The organism is Flavobacterium notoginsengisoli, from assembly GCF_042686225.1.
Taxonomy (GTDB): domain Bacteria; phylum Bacteroidota; class Bacteroidia; order Flavobacteriales; family Flavobacteriaceae; genus Flavobacterium; species Flavobacterium notoginsengisoli.
In genome coordinates this window covers 57,496-78,233 of the sequence record NZ_JBHUOT010000001.1, presented here as the reverse complement: position 1 = coordinate 78,233, position 20,738 = coordinate 57,496, and the positions used below count along the sequence as shown (strand labels likewise).

The window sequence follows — 20,738 nt, the reverse complement described above, 5'->3', positions numbered from 1 at the left end:
AACTGTTTTCTTTTTAAAATAAGCTTAATCTTTTCTTTAGAATGAGGATCAGTTTCCTCTGTAAAGTTTAATTGAAGTAGTGGTCATTTTGAAATTGTTTTTGGTTAAGATAATTAGTTAGATGTTTTTCGCCGACTTGCTTTAAACAAAAAATAAAAACACAATTATTCAATCGTTATAGCTCATCAACTCACATTGCAAATTAAGGATACAGCGCGTTTTAAACACAGGGAAAAATTCATTTATAAAAGGGGACAATTTCGTAAAAGCGTAAATACAACACCTTATAAAAACATATTCTTCATTTTTTGGGTCCAAAAAAAACAACAAAACAAAAAATCAGTCATTAAAAAAACATATTTAACAATCCCTTTAGAGTCTAATTTTAAGCCACAATATTTCAAAAAAATGACTGTAGAGCAAATTTTTATCTCATTAAAAAAAAGAACATAGAAGTTGTCGGTCACAATTAATTTAAAAAACAAATGTTACTTTTACACCTTATACAATAAATTATTATTTTCGCAAAGCAAACCGATTTCAACCTTATTCATATAAAAAATTGATCCTGCTTTCAAATCGCATTCCTTCTATTTTTCGTATATCTAAAGAGTCATAAGCTTAAAAAAATTCTATGAATAAGTTAGTTTATCTTGTTATCAGTTTTCTTTCTATAAATGCATTTGGACAGAATTACCCAATAAGACATCTTGATATCTCATCAGGACTTTCTAACAATTCTGTTGCTTCCATATATCAGGATCAGAATGGATATATGTGGTTTGGAACTTTTGATGGACTGAACAGATATGACGGAAACGATTTCAAAATTTACCGCCATATTCATACCGATCCTAATTCTATTCAGGGAAACGCTATAAGCTGCATAGAAGGCGATTATCAAAATAATTTGTGGATAGGAACAACCGCGGGTCCTGTTATTTTTAATGCAGAACGCTCTTCGTTTAGTCCATTGAAATATATTGGAACTGATAAAAAAGTCAAACCTTTACAAATTACTGCTTACGAAATCATTGCTGTACATTCTGAAAACGTCATTCTTGTTGCTACAAAAGAAGCAATTGTACTTTATAAAGAAGGCGAGAAAACTGGAACAGCAATTCCATTTAATGGAAAATTAAATTATATAGCCCGCTCCATAGCTTACGATGCCAAGAAAAAAATCTTCTATGTATTTATAACCGGAAAAGGTCTTTGCCAGTATGATCTTAAATCAAATAAATTAACACTTCTCAACAATACCATAACTGGCGCAAACTGCATAAAACTGACCAATGAAGGACTCTGGATTGGGTCAGATGAAGGCGCGTACTTATATAATGCGAGCCTCAATAACTATTCTAAAAACTACTTTCAGGAAAAAACGGTAGTACGTGATTTTTTTCAGCAGGAGAATAGACTTTGGATTGCTACAGATGGAGCTGGTCTTTACACTATAACAAAAAATCAATCTATTCCTATTTCATATCAGGCAAGCGGCCCTGTTTCCTTATTGAACAGTAAATCTCTTTATGACATTTTTGAAAGCAAAAACGGAGAAATGTGGTTCGGAACACTGCGTGGTGGTGTCAGCATGATGGGAAAAAAACCACTGTATTTTAATCATTTTAAAAGTAAAGATCCACAGACTAATAAAGAAGATGAAGATCCTGCCGCCAATTTCATGCTTTCTTTTTGTGAAGATGAAAAGAAAAATATTTGGATCGGTACAGATGGTGCCGGAATGCGATATTGGAACAGAAAACAAAACACTTATGATGTTTACTCTACCACATCATCTTCTAACAAAAAACTTCAAAGCAATTTCGTTACCAGTATAGTAAGAGATTCTGATAATGCCATTTGGGTGGCGATGTGGAAAGGTGGTGTATGCCGTATTGATCCAAAATCAAAAGCAATTCAAAATTATTCCATTTACAATCAATACACTAAAAAAGCGGAACAAGAATCATGGCTGCTTTTTTTAGATTCTAAAAAAACATTGTGGCTTGCTGTAACTAATGCAGGGGCATTTTATCAATTTGACAGAAAACAAAATAAATTCATCTGCTACAGTAACACTTTACGCGACGTAACTTGTCTTTACGAAACTAAAGACGGCAAAATATGGGGCGGAACATTCAATTCTTTTTTTGAGATAGATGCAAAGACAAAAAAAATTAAAAACTATCATTCTGATTATAACGTTAGATGTATAACTGAGGATCAAAATAATAATCTTTGGATTGGAACAGTAGAAGGCGGACTTCTTTTATTTGACAGAAAAACAGGAACTACTAAAAAATACACCACTCAAAATGGCCTTCCAAGCAATACTATATTGCGTCTTTTAGAAGATAAAGAAGGTAATTTATGGATGAGCACGTATCATGGAATTTCAAGATTTAATCCAAAAAATAATACTTTCAGAAATTTTGGCACCACTGATGGCCTGCAGGGTACTCAATTCAGCTGGAATGCGGGTACAAAACTTTCTACTGGCGAATTTATTTTTGGAGGTCTAAACGGATTCAATGTTTTTCATCCGGACAGCATAAAAGATAAAAAAAATACGGGCCGATTTTTATTAAATGATTTGCTGGTAAACAATGAATCTTTACCATTGAACAGTCCTTATATAACCGAAAAAAAACTCGAAATGATAAACAGTGTCGAACTTCCCTATGAAAAGTCGGCATTGAGTTTTGATTTTGTTTACCTGGATTATGTCAATTCTGAAAAAATCAATACCGCTTATTTTCTTGATGGCTGGGATAAAACCTGGAATTATACTTCAAAAAATAACAGAGCAAGTTATTCCCGACTAACTGAAGGAACTTATGTTTTTAAAGTAAAAACAACCGATGTTTTTGGAAACTGGACGAATGAAGTAACATTAGCAACGGTAACCATCCTTCCGCCTTGGTACAGAACTTGGTGGGCTTATACATTTTATTTAATTGGTATAATTGGTGCGATTTACGCTTATGTCGGATATCATAAAAACAAGGAAAGACTTCGCTATGAAATAAAATTGGCACGAATGGAGCATACTAAAGACAAAGAACATGCTGAGAAACAATTTTCTATGTTCACGTATATGGCTCATGAATTACGAACTCCTTTGTCTTTAATTATAAATCCGCTTAAAAGTGCAATGGAAAGAAAAAACCGCAATGAAGATGATCTTGACCTAAATCTCGCCTATAAAAATGCTAAAAGATTATTGAGTCTTACAGATCAATTGCTGTTGTTTAGAAAAGCGGAAACAGATCTTGATGAACTTAAAATTTCGAAGATTAACCTGAACCTGCTTTGTAAAGAAATATACGAGAGCTTTACACAAATGGCAGCTGTTAAAAATCTAAATTATCAATTTATTGAAAATGAAACAGCTACCGAAATATATGGCGATTATGAAAAAATAGAAATTACATTATTCAATTTAATCTCGAATGCTTTCAAATTCACTCCCAATAAAGGATCAATTACCATTGAAGTAATTGAGAATATTACTGATGTTTCAATCATTATATCAGATACTGGAAGTGGTATCCACGAAAATGATATTGATACTATTTTTGAAAAATTCAAACAAATTCAGTCTAAATCTACCAATGGTTTTGGAATCGGACTTTACATTGCCAAATATTTTGTGAACAAACATCATGGGGAAATCATCTGTAAAAGTAAAGTTGGAGAAGGCACATCATTCATGATTACGCTTCCAAAAGGAAACAGTCATTTTGCAGAAATGAACATTAACGAGAATCATCCACACATGTCAACGCTTGTGGGAGAACTTCTTGAAGGAATGCCTACAGCTAATCAAAATACACATGAAAAAAGAACAGAACCATCTTATCCTGAAATTCTTCAGGAAGAATTAATTAGTACTAAAAAAACATTACTGATTGTAGAAGACAATCCTGAAATGAATTATTATCTGGTGCAGCTTTTCTCCAAAAACTATGTTGTTTATGCTGCCGCTAATGGTATTGAAGGATTAAAACTGGTAGAAAAACATACGCCGGATATTATACTGAGCGACATTTCTATGGAAGGCATGAACGGATTGGATTTATGTAAAAAAATCAAGCAAAATGACGATTTTAGCCATATTCCAGTTATACTTCTTACAGCTACAACGAGTAACGACATCCATTTACAAAGCATTACAGAAGGTGCCGATGATTATGTTACTAAACCATTTGACAGTGATATACTTTTAGCAAGAGTAGATTCAGTTCTTCGAAACAGAGGTCAATTGCGCAAGTATTTCTTAGACAGCATTACACTTCGTGAAAACGGAAATAAAGTTCCAACTGAATACAAAGAATTCCTGGATAAATGCATCGAAATTGTTGAAGCCAATCTTGAAAACAGCGAATTTAACCTAAAGACTTTCTCCGCCGAAATGGGAATGAGTCACTCCAGTCTTTATAAGAAGATTAAAGCAATTTCGGGACAAACCGTAAATGTTTTTATCCGATCTATCAGAATCCGAAGAGCTGCCGTAATTATGCTTACTGAAAACATTAATATTGCCCAGGTTGGTCCTCTGGTTGGTATAGAAGATCAGCGCTATTTCCGTCAGCAGTTTATAAAATTGTTTGGAATGAAACCTTCAGAGTATATCAAAAAATATAGAAATTCTTTTAATAAGGAATTGAATGTCATTCAGAAAAAGGACACTATATAACTGAAATCTTTATTAGATCATTATTTGCTATCTTTAATTTTATCAGAAAAAACTATGGCAGATTAGGAGGCAATTCCAAAATTATACATTTGTTGTTCTAATAATGCGAAAAATTGGTTTACTTCTATTCCAAAAAAACCATAAATGTTGAATATGTATAAAAACAAAAAAGTCTATTTCGCAATGAAATAGACTTTTTGACTAAGGTATATCGTTATTTTTTGCAGAAACCAAATCTACTGCACCATCAACTTCTTTTATGACTTCAGGATTCACAATAACAAATTCGGTTCTTCTGTTTAATTGGTGGTCCTCTTCAGAGCAATTCACACCGTTTGAACATTTATTGACCAATTCCGTTTCACCAAAACCTTCGGCTTTGATTCTAGCCGGATCTATTCCCTGCCTAACAATCCAATTTTTAGTAGATCTTGCTCTTCTGGTAGACAGAGACCAGTTGTAATCATCATGTGCTCTACTATCTGTATGTGAACCTAAATTAATTTTAAGCTTTGGATATTTCTCCATAATTCTTACTACTCGTTCAAGTTCAATCTGTGCATCAGGTCGAATAAACGACTTATCTAAGTCAAAATATATTGGATTAATTTTGACCATTAGTTTACCTCTTACATAAACAAATTCACCAGAAGTTAAATCCAGATTAAGCGCGAGCTCCAAATTGGCTTCGTTTGATGAGGCAAAAGCCTTTTCGTCCATATCATAGTAATCTTTTACAGCGGTTACTTTGTATGAAGAATCACAATTTACTTTAAAATTAAAAACAGCAAATTGATCTGCAATGGTACTTTCAACTTTATCTCCTTTTGCATCATATAGAGTTACTAAAGCTCCAGGCAAAAGTGCTTGTGATTCTTTTTCACGAACAGTTCCCTGAACAAATTGTTTACATTTTGCAGCAATTGGATTAACTAATTCTTCGAAAAAGTAGATATCATCATCTCCTTTTCCACCTTCTCTGTTAGAAGAAAAGTGACCTGTTTTTTTTCCGTTTTGGAAAACTAAAGAGAAATCGTCTTTTGCACTGTTTATAGGGAAACCTAAATTAACTGCTTCTCCTACTCCTTTTTTATTTTGAATTTCTATAGCATAGATATCTAAACCGCCATTTCCATCTTTTTTACCATTTGAAGAGTAATAAAGTACATCATCAGCATCAATGTGAGGAAACATTTCGCTTTTTACGGTATTTACTTCCGGTCCTAAATTATAAGGCTCGCCATAAGTTCCATCTTTATTGATATCTACTGCCCAAATATCTGTAAGTCCCAATGAACCTGGTCTGTTTGATGTAAAATACAATTTAGTATCATTAGAATTTAATGATGGATGTCCCGTATCAAACTGATCGCTGTTGAATGGCAGTTTTGTTATGTTTTTCCAATTTCCTTCAGCATCGATATCGGCCTTATACAATTGAATTAAAACCCAGCCTTTATCGTCTGTCTTATACTTTTTGCTATTGTAGTTATCTCTGGAAAAATAAACCGTTTTTAAATCTTTTGTAAAGGTTACATTAGATTCATGCATCTTAGTGTTCAGGTCTTTTGAAAACAATTCTGATTCTGTAAATTCACCTGTATTGGTTACAGTTGCTTTGTATAAATCTAAAAATGGCTGATTGTTTAAATACCATTTTTTATTTCTCGACTGTTTGGTCTTTTTTGATGAAGCATATATTGCCGTGTTTTCACCATAATAGGTTACACCAAAATCAGAATATTTAGTGTTGGCCTCTATATTTTTGATGTTGTAATTTTGAGAATAAACGCCAGCTCCAAATAACAATACTATAATTAAAGTAATTTTTTTCATATCTTATTTTTTATCTAGAAGAAACGAGGACTTTTTATTTTTTTCTTGTACAAATCAAATAGTATCATAATCTCATGAGAACCTGAATTAAACACTCCATAATTAGAAGTAGTATAATCGTAAGCATATCCAATTCTCATCCCTTCGCTTATGTTATATCCTACCATTGCACTCACTGAATCATCTAATCTCATTGAAAGTCCAAACTCTACTTTTTCCTGCACTAATAAGTTTAAAGACAAATCAACTGAAAGAGGTGCTCCTGATACTGCTTTTAACATGGTTGAAGGTTTCAGTTTTAAGTCTTCATTCAAATCAAACACGTATCCAGAAGTAAGGAAGATATGCGCCTTTTCTGAAGCAGAAGAATAGATTCCGTTTTTCTTGTCCAGATATCTTGATTCAATAAAATTTGGCACAGATAATCCGGCATAAAAACGCTCATTATAATACATTACACCGACACCAAAATTAGGTGCAACCTGACTTATTGGTGCGTTTAACGGATCTGGATCTACTGTTGTAAATTCTCGTATATTCAAAAAAGTTGCTCCGGCTTTAATACCAAATGCTAATTTATCTTCTTCAGAAAGATTTAAAGTATAGGAGAAATCAACGTATGCATTATCTTCTTTTACAGGTCCGATTTCATCGTGAATAACAGAGAATCCTAATCCCACATTTTTTCCTACAGGGCCATTGATAGACAATGTTGCAGTTTGAGGCGCACCATCAACTCCTACCCATTGCGTTCTTCCTAAGATACCAATACTTGTAAATCCTTTTGAACCCGCATAAGCCGGATTTATAATGTTCATGTTATACATGTATTGTGTATACTGAGGATCTTGTTGAGCAAAAACAGTACTAGTGGAAAATATCAAAACAAAAAATCCAATTAGTATTTTAATTTTTTTCATAAAAATGAGTTTAATTTTTGAAAGGAGAGAAGATTTTTAGCCTCTTCTCTCCTTAAAGAATAGTTTTATTTTTTTAAATATACCCAGCCTGTTTGTGGCTTTCTTTCGTTATTGTTGAAGTGAATAGTATAGAAATAAGTTCCAGCCGGAAGCGTCTCTCCAGAGACATTAAGTCTTCCTGTTGAATGACCATCCCACCATAATGGCGTTGTGTACTTGTCTCCATTATGTTTGTACTTGTACACAAGATTTCCATATCTATTTACAATCTCCATACTAAAGTTTGGATACAATACTTGTAAATGTTCTATTTCAAAAACATCATTTATACCATCACCATTTGGAGTGAATCCTTCTGGGATGTTTAAAGGAACTGTAGGCTCTAATGTTACAGCATCCTGATCGTCTTCCTGTAATTTATTATTTCCAGGAGTAGAATCGATATCAACTTCATTTGCCGCAATCACTTCTGCAACATTGGTGAAATCACCTGCTGGTAATACATAAGCTGTTACTTTTAATGTTTCTACACCATTGATATCAATAGTTCCTACATTCCATAATCCTGTAACCGCATCGTAAGTTCCAATTGTTGTAGCAGCACTTAAGAATTTGAATCCTGACGGAAGTAAATCTTTTACCACTACACCTGTTCCTCTACTTGGTCCTCTGTTTGATAATGTTATTGTAAATTCAACATTAGTTTCAGCAATTGGTTTTAAGATATCTACCTCTTTAGTCAATTCTAAATCTATTAGAGCTATTGGAGCTGCCGTAATACAACTTTGATTGTTAGCCGGATCTATATCTGTTTGGTGCATTGCTTTTATACTTGCACAATTTTGATAGTTTCCAGATTCATTAACAATAACATCAACAATCAAAATCTCTGTTTCTCCATTTAGTATCTTACCTACTTTCCAGTCTCCTGTTACATAATCATAAACTCCTCTGGTAGAACTATAATTTACGAACGTATAACCAGAAGGAAGTACATCTGATAACACAACACCTGTTGCATCTATATCTCCATTGTTTGTCAACTGAATCTCGAACGAAATCTCAGAATTTACTTTTGGATTCATCGTATTCTTCAAGATTGTCTTAACGACAGCCAAATCCACTGATTGATTAGGCGCTGCCGCAGCACAAGCATAATCATCTTCTAAATCATTACCATTTCCTGGAGTAGAATCAATATCTGGTTCGTTTGCTTTAGTAATTTCTGCACAGTTCATGTAATTTCCATTATCCAGAACTCTAACATCTACTAATAAAACTGCTGTGTTTCCAGGTTCTACAAAGCCTACTTTCCAAAGACCTGTTGAAGGACTGTACGTTCCAATAGTCGAACTATAGTTGATGAATTTATATCCTGAAGGAATTAAATCTACTACTTCAACACCTGTTGCTTTTGTTGGTCCATCGTTCATCACTCTTATTTCAAAAGTGATTACATCGCCTACAGCAGGATTAGTAACATTTCCAACAATTTCTTTTGATAAACTCAAATCAATGTAAGCCGTTGGCACAATGGCTACACTACCAATGTTATTTGCCGGATTAGAATCTGCCTGATCCGCTTTTACTGCAGTAGTTGTATTGGTAATTGTTGTACCATAAGTTCCTGTATTGACTCTTGCATCAATTGTAAGCGTTGCAACAGCACCATTTACCAAATTACCAATTGTCCATAATCCGGAACCATTGTTATAATTTCCTGCTGAAACTACATCACTTACATAAGTAACTCCTACAGGTAATTTATCTACTAAACTCACATTGGTAGCATCACTAGCACCGTTGTTTGTTACTCTAATAGTATATCTAATAACTTCCCCTTCATTCGGTGTCGCATTATTTACCGTCTTAACAACTGCTAAATCTAAATTCGTAACTGTTATCGTTTCAGTAGGGTCATCAGGAGTTCTGTTGGTATCAAATTGATCCTGTGTATTAGATACTGTATTAGTTAATACATTACCTCCCTGATCTAAACCAACAAGTGCTTTAATCTCGATAGATCCTTCTTCTCCCGGTTGTAATGTACCTACTGTCCAGTTTGGAGTTGTCCATACCCCTTTTCCAGGAGTAGCTGAAACAAACGTTAAACCAGCTGGCAGATCATCTTTTACTACCAAGTTCGTTACTAATGTTGTTCCTTTATTGGTTACAGTCACAGTATAAGTTACCGTTTCTCCAATGTTAGGTGTACTATTGTTTACTACTTTCTTCAATACAACATCGGCACCATTTTGAACTACGATTGTTTCTGTTAAATCATCTCCAACTGTTGATGGATCTGATTGATCTCCTTTGGCAGCAGTCGTTGTATTGACAATCGTTTTTCCTGCTGATCCGGAATTAATCACAACATTAATATCTAAAACTTTGGTCGCTCCGTTTGCAAGATCACCTATCGTCCAGATACCAGAACCATAATTATAATCAGCTCCTTGATTGTTGCTCACATAAGTAACTCCAATTGGAAGAATGTCTGTTAAACGAACCCCTGTTGCATCACTTGGACCATTATTCGTAACTCTAATAGTGTAAGTTATTGTTTCACCTTCGCTTGGGTTTGCTTTACTTACTGTTTTTTCAGTAACTAAGTCTGAACTTGTCACAATAATTGATTCTGTTAAATCGTCTCCAGCTGTTGTTGGATCTGATTCATTTCCTGCTGCAGGAGTAACTGTATTGACAATAGGTGTTTGATTCACCGTTCCTGCCGCAGTAACTCTTGCATTAATCAATAATGTTGCAGAAGATCCAATGTTGATATTTCCAATATTCCACAGACCTCCAGAATATGTATTGATTGTTCCTCCGGTTGCTACATGCGATACATAAGCTAATCCTGCAGGTAAATTATCTGTTAGATTTACTCCAGTCGCTGTACTTGGACCGTTATTTACAACTGTTATTGTATACTGTACAATATCTCCTTGATTTGGATTTGATTTATCAACTGTTTTTGTGGTAACCAAATCAACTATTTTCACTGGAGTAATAGTCACATCTGACTGATCAATTTCATTTGGTGTATTGTTTCCGTGGATAACACCATTTGGATCTAATTGATCTACTTTAGTAACCTCAGCAACGTTTGTATAATTTCCTGTTGCATTGATGCTTGCAATTACAGTTAATGTAGCATTAGAAGTATTGGTTAAACCTCCTAAGTTCCATAAACCATTCGATGCATTATAAGTTCCACTGCTTGGTGTTGCACTAACTAAAGTGTAACCACTTGGCAGTTTATCTACAATGTTTATTCCGGTAGCATCACTTGGTCCATTATTTACTGCTGTGATTAAAAACTCAACATTATCTCCTATTCTATGAGGAGCCGCAGTTACAATTGCTTTTGTAAGTGCAATTTCTGCTAGAGCGTTTACAGTATCAATATCCGTTTGAGAATTATTATTAACATTAGGATCTTGAACAGCAGATGTTGCACTTGCTGTATTCACAATCTGACCAGTATAGTTACTTGGAACTGCAATTGTTACGGTATATGTAACCGTTTCGCCCACATTTAAACTGCTGATTGTTGCGTTACCAGCGTTTATATCTCCAGTACCATTTGCATTTGGAACTATTGTACCTCCAGTACCAACAGCCGTCCATGTCGTTACCGCTTCTAATATTGGATCTGTAATATCATCAACTACCACTACATTTGTAGCTACTGATGGTCCATTATTTTTAACTGTTATTGTATAAACACTGTTTGTTCCAGGAACATATTTCTCTTTATTATCTGTTTTAGTAACTACTAAATCAGCTTGAGGTAGCACTCTAATAGTAATCAAACTATTATTAGACAGATTCCCTTCATGATCTTTAATCGTATAATTAATCGGAGTTGGATCTGTAATGAAACCAGGATTTGGCGTAAATGTTACTCTTCCGGTTACTAAATCCACATTCCATCTTCCTTCTCCAGGAATTGTTATACTTGTAATATCCCCTGTTGGATCCTGTACAATATTGGTTCCATTTCCTGGATTAACCAAATTTACTGTTGTTGGATCAACTAAATCTCCTGTCGTATCATTAGCTGTAACATCAACAACTACCGGCGTATTAATTGGATTTCCGATTGATAAATCAGGCGAAGTAATTGGAGCATAATCTATTGTGATCGTAGCTGCATTCGAACTATTTCCTTGATTGTCTCTTATTGTATAATTAATTACCGGTGGATCAATTGTGTACCCTGTTTCTGGAGTAAATGTTACGTTTCCAAGAGCATCAGCAATCCAATTACCAACTCCTACTACAGAAACTTCCTGAGGAGATACCTGAATTCCTCCAAAAACACTTGACGCATTTAATACTACTGTCGATACATTAACTGTATCTCCTGCTGTATCGTTTCCAGAAACATTTATTGTCACTGGTGAACCTGGAGTTCCCGGTGTTGTATTTCTATCATTTGCTGCAACTGGTACATAATCTATAGTTACCCTTGCATTGTTCGATATATTACCATCATTATCTTTTACATTATACTGAATTGGAGTTGGATCTTTATGGAATGTTGGCAGTGGGGTAAACGTAATTGCACCAGTTACCGGATTAACACTCCATTTTCCTTCATTCGGAACATCAAAACTTGTAATTCCTTTTGAATCTGTTACGATAGCTGTTGCTCCTGATGGACTCAACAAACGAACCGTTGAAGGATCTATAGTTCCATCCGGATCTGCATCTATTCCGGAACCGTTGTTCGCTAATGGATTTACTGTTACTGCTGTATTTACAGGATTTCCAGTGCTTAAATCATTATAGGCTACTGGTGCCTGAGCATCATAAGTTACTGTTATAGTCGCAGTGTCACTTAAGCCCGTTTGTGTTTCTGTTAATTTATATTCTAATGGCGTTGGATTAGATGTAAATCCTGCCTGTGGCGTAAATACAATTAAACCAGTTGTTGGATCATAATTCCAAGTTCCTTCTCCTGGTACCGTAATTGTTGTTTCTACTCCCGGTGTGTTAGGATTTAAGTCAACAATAGTATTGGCAGGAGTTGCTAAAGTTCCATCTCCTAATCTATCATTTGTTAGAATGTTTAATGGAGCCGAAGGCTGATTTGTTGTATTACCATTACTAATATCATTTGTAGCAATTGGTGGTAAACTAACCACAATTGTTTCTTCTAAATCATCTCCAGCTGTTGTAGGATCTGTTTGATCTCCTTTAGCTGCAGTTGTTCTATTGATAATCGTTTGGCCTTTAGTACCAACATCTACTTTTGCTGTAATTTCCAAAGTAGCTGTAGCATTAACTGACAAGTCTCCAATAGTCCATACTCCAGATGCATAGTTATAATTACCTGTAGTAACCGTATGACTTTCGTAAGTTAAACCTGCCGGAAGAATATCTGTTAAACTAACACCTGTAGCACTTGTTGGTCCACCATTATTTGTAACCACAATACTATATCTAATAGTATCTCCTTCATTTGGTCTTGATGCAGAAATACCTGTCAAAGCAACAGCCGATACTGTTTTTACTGTAACCAAATCTGATACATTAACCGGAGTAACTACTACAGTACTTTGATCATTTTCTAACGGATTATTATTTCCAGGTATTGAGTTTGGATCAAATTGATCAGCACCTGTCACTTCCGCAACATTGTTATAATTTCCTGTCGCTAATACTCTTGCAGTAATCGTTAAAGTAGCATTAGTGCTGTTAGCTAAATTACCAACTAACCATCCGCCAGAATTACTGTCGTATGTTCCTACTGAAGCCACTGCACTTACAAACGAATATCCGGATGGTAATCTGTCGGTAACTACAACTCCTGTTGCATCACTTGGTCCATTATTGGTTACCACAATATTAAATACTGCATTTTCGCCAACATTAGGAGATGCATTTACAACTGTTTTAAGTAAACTCAAATCGGAAATCGCTCTTGGAGTGCTGGAAACTTCACTTGTATTATCCGTAGGATTTCCATCAGTTTCAGTACTTGTTGCCGTAGCAGTATTAAGGTAATTACCTGTTGGATTCACGGTAGCAGAAATGTTTAAAGTTCTTCTTGCTCCACTTACCAAGTTACCTATTGTCCAGTTACCTGAAGTATTGATATAACTTCCTGCTGCATCATCGCTTACAAAAGTATAACCAGTAGGTAATACATCGTTTACAACCACATTTGTAGCATCACTTGGTCCATTGTTTACAACATCAATTGTAAATACCACTGTAGATCCTACGTCTGGAGTTGCATTATTTATTCTTTTCACCACTGCAAGATTTACCAATGCAGAAGGTGTAGTCGTTACTGTTGAAAAATCATCTCCGGTTCCGTCATTTGGTGTAGAATCAGGATCTTGCTGATCGCTTGCAATTACCTCAGCATTATTTACATAACTGCCATTTTTCAGAACTTTAGCCGTTATCTGAATGCTTTCAGTAGTATTTGCAATAATTGGTCTCGAAACTGTCCAGTCTCCTGTTGTTCTGTTATACATACCTGCAGTTGAAGCTGCACTTACGAATTCATAACCAGAAGGCAATAAATCTTTAATAACAACACCAGTAGCATTGCTAGGACCAGCATTTGAAACCGCAATTGTAAAGACTACGTTATCGCCTACTTTTGGAGTAACTACATCAACAATTTTATTAACCGATAAATCAGCAATTTGTACAGGAGTTACAATAACTTCGCTTTGATCATTTTCGGTAGCGTCATTATTTCCCGGAGTAGAATTACTATCTACTTCGTTAGCTCCTGTGACTTCTGCTACGTTATTATAATTTCCGGTAGGCAATACACGAGCCTGAATTTCTAAAGTAGCTGTTGCACTGTTTGCAAGAGTTCCCAGTGTCCATGAACCTGGTGTATCATTATAACTTCCCGCAGATGGATTAGCACTAACAAATAAATATCCTGAAGGTAATTTATCTGTAACTACAACTCCGGTTGCATCGCTTGGTCCAGCATTGCTTACCGTAATCCTAAAGGTTACAATATCACCTACATTAGGTGTATTATTATTAACTATTTTAACTAAACTTAAATCTACTAATGGACCACGTGATATTGTGATTTCATCCTGATCATCTTCTGTTAAAACATTATTATTTGGTGTCGAATTTACATCTGTTTCATTAGCACTAATAACTTCGGCAACATTGGTATAATTTCCTGTTGCATTAACGGTAGCTGTAACATTTAAAACTGCTGAAGTTCCATTTGCAATAGTTCCAATATTCCATAATCCGGTTCCATTAGCATAGGTTCCGTTTGAAACTGTCGAACTAACATAAGTATATCCGTTAGGCAATAAATCTCTAACCTGTACTCCTGTTGCATTGCTTGGTCCCGCATTTGAAACTGTTACCGTAAATACGACATTTGATCCTGCTAAAGGACTAATATTATTTACTGCTTTTGTTAATGATAAATTTATTGAAGCTGTCGGAACAGTTGTAACATTTGAACTATTATTCGCAGGATTTGGATCCGTTTGATTACTTGCCGTTACACTAGCGATATTTCTATATTCATTAGCTGCTCCTGTTATAGGATTTACTTTAGCTGTAATATCTAAATATTCTGTTTTTCCATTTAAAACACTTCCTGAAAGTGTCCAATTTCCATTCGCTGCACTATAAGCTCCATTGGTCGAAGTATAGCTCACAAAAGTATAACCTGATGGTAATAAATCATTAACGATTACTCCTGTTGCATCACTTGGTCCAACATTTCTTAATGCAATTCTAAACTTAACATTATCTCCTACTTTTGGAGTAGTAACATCTACAGTTTTAATAACTTCTAAGTCAGCTAACTGAACTGGTGTAATTACAACTTGCTGTTGATCATCTTCTGTTGGATTGTTATTTCCAGGTGTTGAATCTGGATCAAATACATTAGAGTGAACTATTTCTGCAACATTTCTATAATCTCCGGTTGCATTTATTCTAGCGGTAACTGTTAATATTGCCTGACCACCACTATTTATAGTTCCTATATTCCAAGAACCTGAAGTGCTAGAATATGTTGTTCCTGTATGGCTCACATAAGTATAACCTGAAGGTAAATAATCAAGTACACTTACAGAAGTTGCAGCACTTGGTCCGGCGTTTCTAACCGTTATCGTAAAAGTGACATTACTACCAACATTATACGGACCTGCACTTACGACTTTTGTTAAACTTAAATCTGCAATTGCTCTTGGAGTACTAGAAACGCTGCTTGTATTATTAGAAGTGTTAGTATCAGTATCAGTTACAATGCTCGTTACAGTTGCGGTATTGACATAACTTCCTGTTGGATTTACTCTGGCACTAATGATTAAAGTTGCTTTTGCACCATTCGCTAAATTTCCTATAGTCCATTGGCCAGAAACATTATCATATCCTGTTCCGGTAGTACTTAACCATGTATAACCATTTGGTAAAATATCATTTGCCACTACTGCCGTAGCATTACTAGGTCCGTTATTTACAACTTCAAGTGTAAATTGAACAGTAGACCCTACATCTGGCGTAGCATTATTTATTCTTTTTGTTATCGCTAAATCAACACTTGGAGTTGGAGTAAGCGTTAGAGAAGCCTGATCATCTTCTGTCGGGATATTATTGTTTGGTGTTGAATTTGGATCAACCTGATCGCTTGCTGTGATTTGAGCTGTATTCCTATATTCATTAGCTGTTCCTGTAGCGGCATTTACTCTTGCTTTGTAAGTTAAGTTTAAAGTAGCTCCATTTGCAACTGATAAACCTGACCAGTTTATTGCATTTCCACCAGCATTATAATTCCCCTGATTAGTAACACTTCCTGTAATTAAAGTGAAACCAGCCGGTAAATTATCTCTTACTGCAATTCCAGTCGCATCACGATTTCCGTTATTTCTAACAGCTACTGTAAAAGTTACAATATCTCCCACTCTAGGCGATGTAATATCAGCTGTTTTCGTCAAACTTAAATCGGTCTGACCAATTAATGTAATTTCTACAGTATCAGAATCAACAGCACAAGAGCCATTAGAAACTGTATATTTAAACACATATTTCCCCGGAATAGTTCCTGCAATTTGTGTAGTTGGACTATTAACATCTAAAATAACCGGAGTGTTTGGTCCTGATACAAATGACCATGTACCTGTATTTGGTGCCGGATCAGTCGCTGCCATAGTAACCGTGCTGTATTCTCCTAATGTTTGGTCCGGACCTGCATTTACAGCTGCAATAGCCGGATTAATTGTAACCAGCATTGTATCTTCTAAATTACATCCTCCGCCATTAGAACTTGACCATTTAAATTCATACGTTCCATTTGTCAAACCAGACACTGTAGACTGAGCGCTAAATCTATTAGAAAAAATAGCAGTACTTGGTCCTGATACCTGACTCCATGTTCCCGTTCCCGGATTAACAGGATTCGCATTCATTACTGCCGTAGTAGCATTACATAAATTTTGGTCAGGTCCTGCATTTGCCGGTGTTGGAGGTGCTCCTGTAAACGTAATATTTACAGTATCTGTACTTACAGCACAAACAGAACCATTTCTTACTGTCCATGTAAAAGTATAAGTTCCTACCGGCAATAAATATGGATTAGCAATTGATAGTGTCGATTTTGGATTATTTGGACTGTCAATAACAATACCTCCATTAGAGTGATCCGTTGTTAATGTCCATGTTCCAATTCCTGTCGTAGGTGCTACCGCATCAAGTTGAGTAGCTAACTGACAAGCGCTTTGATCTGCTCCCGCATCGGCTGTACTTGGAGGTGAGTAAGCGTTTATTCTAACAACATCACTTAAATTATTACAAGTACCATTGCTGGCTGTCCATTTAAAAATATAGACACCTTCTGTTAGTCCGGTAACGTTTGTATTTCTTAAAGTAGGTGAAGCTATTGTACCACCTGCCGGTCCACTGACTTTACTCCACATACCTGTTCCTGAAGTAATTGGATTACCATCTAAAATAATAGAATTACCAGCTGACAAACAGATATCCTGGTCAACTCCTGCATCAGGTATTGTAGGTAAAGCACTATTTGTAACGGTCATAGTATCACTAGTAGCTACACAACTTCCTGAACTTGCTATGCTATATCTAAAAGTATATGTATTTCCCGGTAAAATTGTGGCTCTCGCTGTAGAAGAAGAAATTGGTGTAATTGTTGTTGTTCCAGACCCAGAATCCAAAGTCCAGGTACCTGTAGATCCTTTTGTACCCTGCAAAATAATTTCAGATGCATCACAAAGAACCTGATCTGGTCCCGCATCTGCAGGAGCATATACATTTAATGTTAAATCATCAGTTGAAGTTGCACAAGCCGGTCCATTTACACTAGACCATCTCAACACGTACGTTCCAGTTGTAAGTCCTGAAACTGTAGTTGTGCCATTATTTACATTCGCAAAAGTTGGATTATTTGGTCCTGAAACAACCGACCAGGTTCCTACTCCTGCTGTTATTGTGTTTCCTGTTAAGTTTGCAGTTGTAGTACAAACTGATAATGGTGAGTTTGTTACTACTGCTATAGTTGGTGGTAAACTTACTTTAAAACTCACTTCACTTGAAGCAGAATCACAAGTACCTCTATTTACTACCCATTTAAAGACGTAATTTCCAGGTGCTAAATTACTAAATACAGCTTTTGGATCATGAATATCAGAAACGGTCCAAAAACTATTTCCGGAAACCTGAACCCATGTTCCTGTTAAACCTGTTGTAAGGTTGTTTGCGTTCATGGTAACACTATTTCCAGAACTATCAGTACAAATATCCTGATTAGCTCCGGCAACAGAAGTTGGTGTCGCTGCTATTGTAAGAGTTGTTCTGTCCGAAAAATCCGAACATGCCGGATCAGCTGATGTAGTCCATTCAAATGTATAAATTCCATCTACCAGTCCAGTTACATTTGTATTAGGACTATTAGGATCGTTAAAAGTAACTATTGATGGTCCCGAAGCCTGAGTCCAGGTTCCCGTACCTACTGCGGGTGCTGTCGCCGATAATGTAGCAACAGTTGTTCCAGAAGGCAAACATCTGTCTGCTCCAGCTTCTGCAGGAGAAGGCGAAAATGAAGACGTAGTATTTATAACAACATCACTAGATGCAGGAGCACAATCTATTGCAGCACTTGTTACAGTCCATCTAAAAGTATACGAACTGCCTGGTAACATTCCGTTAACATAAGTTTGAGGACTTACCGGATTTACAATTGAAGCAGTCGAAGGACCTCCAACTTGTGTCCATTGTCCCGTTTGCCCATCTACTAATGCACCAGCTTTTAGGAAATAACTACCCGCACATACAGTAACAGGTGTTGTTCCTGCATCTGCACTAGGAGGCCCCGATACCGTGATAGAAGTTTCGCTGAAAGTATCCACCGCATTTGTTCCTCCTGTGATGTTCCATCTAAAAACATACACTCCTATAGCCAACCCACTAACAGTAGGGTTATAATTATTTATATTATCAAAAATGGCACTATTAGGTCCACTTACTTGTGACCAGTAACCTGATAAGCCTGATGTTGCCATCAAAGCTGGATTGTTCCCCGATAATTGAGTTGTTGTAACGCCACAAAGCAAAGCAACAGTAGTACCCGCATTTGACGGTTCAGGACTTAAAGAAACGACAACATTAATATCAGCAAATGCTTCTGAACAACCCGTAGCAAAACTACCATCTGTAAATCTTCTTACTCTAAAAGTATATGTTCCCGGTCTTGTTAAACCTGAAAAAGTAAAATTACCTCCATTAACACTGGAAGAAGGTGAAACACCTGCAGGTCCTTTTATAAATATTGTTTCATTGGCATTACCACCTGAAGTAAGCATTGGTACACTGCCTGAAGTATTATTAACTGGCAAAACAATAGTACTTACACCATTGTTTAAGGTTAAACTTGTAGCACTGCTAACATAACGCACCGTAAAAGTAGACTGGGTCTCACAATTTGGATTGACAGCACTATTTCCTTTAATTTTATAAATAAAAGTGTAAGTTGCATTACTGCTAAAATTCAAACCTGTGATTTGTGTTGTCGGACTGTTTGGAGACACAATAGTTGCTCCTGAGTTGGTAGACCATTCTACCGTTTCGCCCGCGTATAAAGGTGTATTTCCCTGTAAAATTGTTGAAGTTATAGAACTATCACAAAAAGATTGTGATGTATTGGTTCCGCCTGCAGTTGTAACATCTTGTGTTGCAGCCGGTACATTTATAGTCACCGTGTCAGAACCAACCGCACATGGTCCCTGAACTAACCATCTAAATACATAAGATCCCTGAGTTAAATTGGAAACTGTTGCATTTGGAGTATTAGCGTTTGCAATTGTTGGTACAGAAGGACCTGATACAAATGACCATGTTCCTTGCTGTGTTCCTGTTCCGTTTCCTCCTATCGATGCATTTAAGCTTGTAGACTGTGTAGCAGTATAACATTCTGATAAATTTTGATCAAGACCAGCATGGGCAACAACCTCTCCTCCATAGTTGGTTACAGTTATCGTTGAAGATGATGAACAAGAAGAAGAACTAATTCTCCAGGTTAACTGCGTAGTACCAGCCGCAGTTGAAGACATTGTTATTGTTGAATTTGGAGAATTTGGAGAATTTATTATTACACCAGCATTATCTGCACCACTTTTTACCCATTCTCCTGTTTCTCCCGGATTTAGAGGAGCATTTGCAGACAGTGCATAAGTACCTGGACAGCCCTGGATATTATTTCCTGCTTTGGCAATAGTAATCGGATTTACCACAATACTAACATCCTGAGAAGGTCTTCCTATTGCACAAACGCCCGATAAACGAAAGGTATAAGTATTTCCTCCAACTGCACCTAAAACGTTTGTTATGGCACTATTTGGATTCTGAATCACCACCGACGGACCCGCTATCTGAGTCCAGGTATGACTTACTAAATTGCCCCCTACTACTCCATTTAAAACAAGTGGAGCATTGGCACAAACTTCACTGTCATTTCCAGCATTTACAGTACAATCCTGCGAATAAACACTTTCATCAGTAAAAACAATAGCAAACAATGCTAAAACAAATGAAAGTACAGTATTAAAATTGGATTTTTTGTGTTTAGACGAGTAGTTTTTTTCCATAAATAATCTTAAAATAATGTTCTTCTATAAAAGTTTTCCTTTTAAATCTTCTTTATCTAAATTTTTAAAAATTCATCTTATAACAGATAGTGATAATTAAACCCAAAAGGTCATCAGAAGCTCTGTTAACTCCCTTGACCTACTTATATCTATGTTTAATTA

At 35.9% G+C, this 20,738-nt stretch carries 4 protein-coding genes; 1 reads left to right on the top strand and 3 read right to left on the bottom strand.

Annotated features, from left to right (window positions below; all coding sequences use genetic code 11):
* Nucleotides 1-634 precede the first annotated feature (634 nt).
* Nucleotides 635-4,702, top strand: a complete 4,068-nt coding sequence (locus ACFS3A_RS00210; protein ID WP_379823134.1) for a hybrid sensor histidine kinase/response regulator transcription factor — start codon at nucleotides 635-637, stop codon at nucleotides 4,700-4,702.
* A gap of 201 nt (nucleotides 4,703-4,903) precedes the next feature.
* Here the strand turns inward: ACFS3A_RS00210 and ACFS3A_RS00205 are convergent, their stop codons facing one another.
* The 3 genes from ACFS3A_RS00205 to ACFS3A_RS00195 all read right to left on the bottom strand — a co-directional run bounded on the left by ACFS3A_RS00205 (nucleotide 4,904) and on the right by ACFS3A_RS00195 (nucleotide 20,576).
* Nucleotides 4,904-6,538, bottom strand: a complete 1,635-nt coding sequence (locus ACFS3A_RS00205) for an OmpA family protein (RefSeq protein ID WP_379823132.1) — start codon at nucleotides 6,536-6,538, stop codon at nucleotides 4,904-4,906.
* Nucleotides 6,539-6,552: 14 nt separating this feature from the next.
* Nucleotides 6,553-7,458: a PorP/SprF family type IX secretion system membrane protein gene (locus ACFS3A_RS00200; RefSeq protein WP_379823130.1), complete on the bottom strand. Its 906-nt coding sequence runs from the start codon at nucleotides 7,456-7,458 to the stop codon at nucleotides 6,553-6,555.
* 65 nt (nucleotides 7,459-7,523) lie between these two features.
* Nucleotides 7,524-20,576, bottom strand: a complete 13,053-nt coding sequence (locus ACFS3A_RS00195; protein ID WP_379823129.1) for a PKD domain-containing protein — start codon at nucleotides 20,574-20,576, stop codon at nucleotides 7,524-7,526.
* Nucleotides 20,577-20,738 lie beyond the last annotated feature (162 nt).

Excerpts from the sequence above, each read along its gene's own strand:
- ACFS3A_RS00210 (WP_379823134.1), top strand. The coding sequence starts at position 635 with ATGAATAAGTTAGTTTATCTTGTTATCAGTTTTCTTTCTATAAATGCA.
- ACFS3A_RS00205 (WP_379823132.1), bottom strand. The coding sequence starts at position 6,538 with ATGAAAAAAATTACTTTAATTATAGTATTGTTATTTGGAGCTGGCGTT.
- ACFS3A_RS00200 (WP_379823130.1), bottom strand. The coding sequence starts at position 7,458 with ATGAAAAAAATTAAAATACTAATTGGATTTTTTGTTTTGATATTTTCC.
- ACFS3A_RS00195 (WP_379823129.1), bottom strand. The coding sequence starts at position 20,576 with ATGGAAAAAAACTACTCGTCTAAACACAAAAAATCCAATTTTAATACT.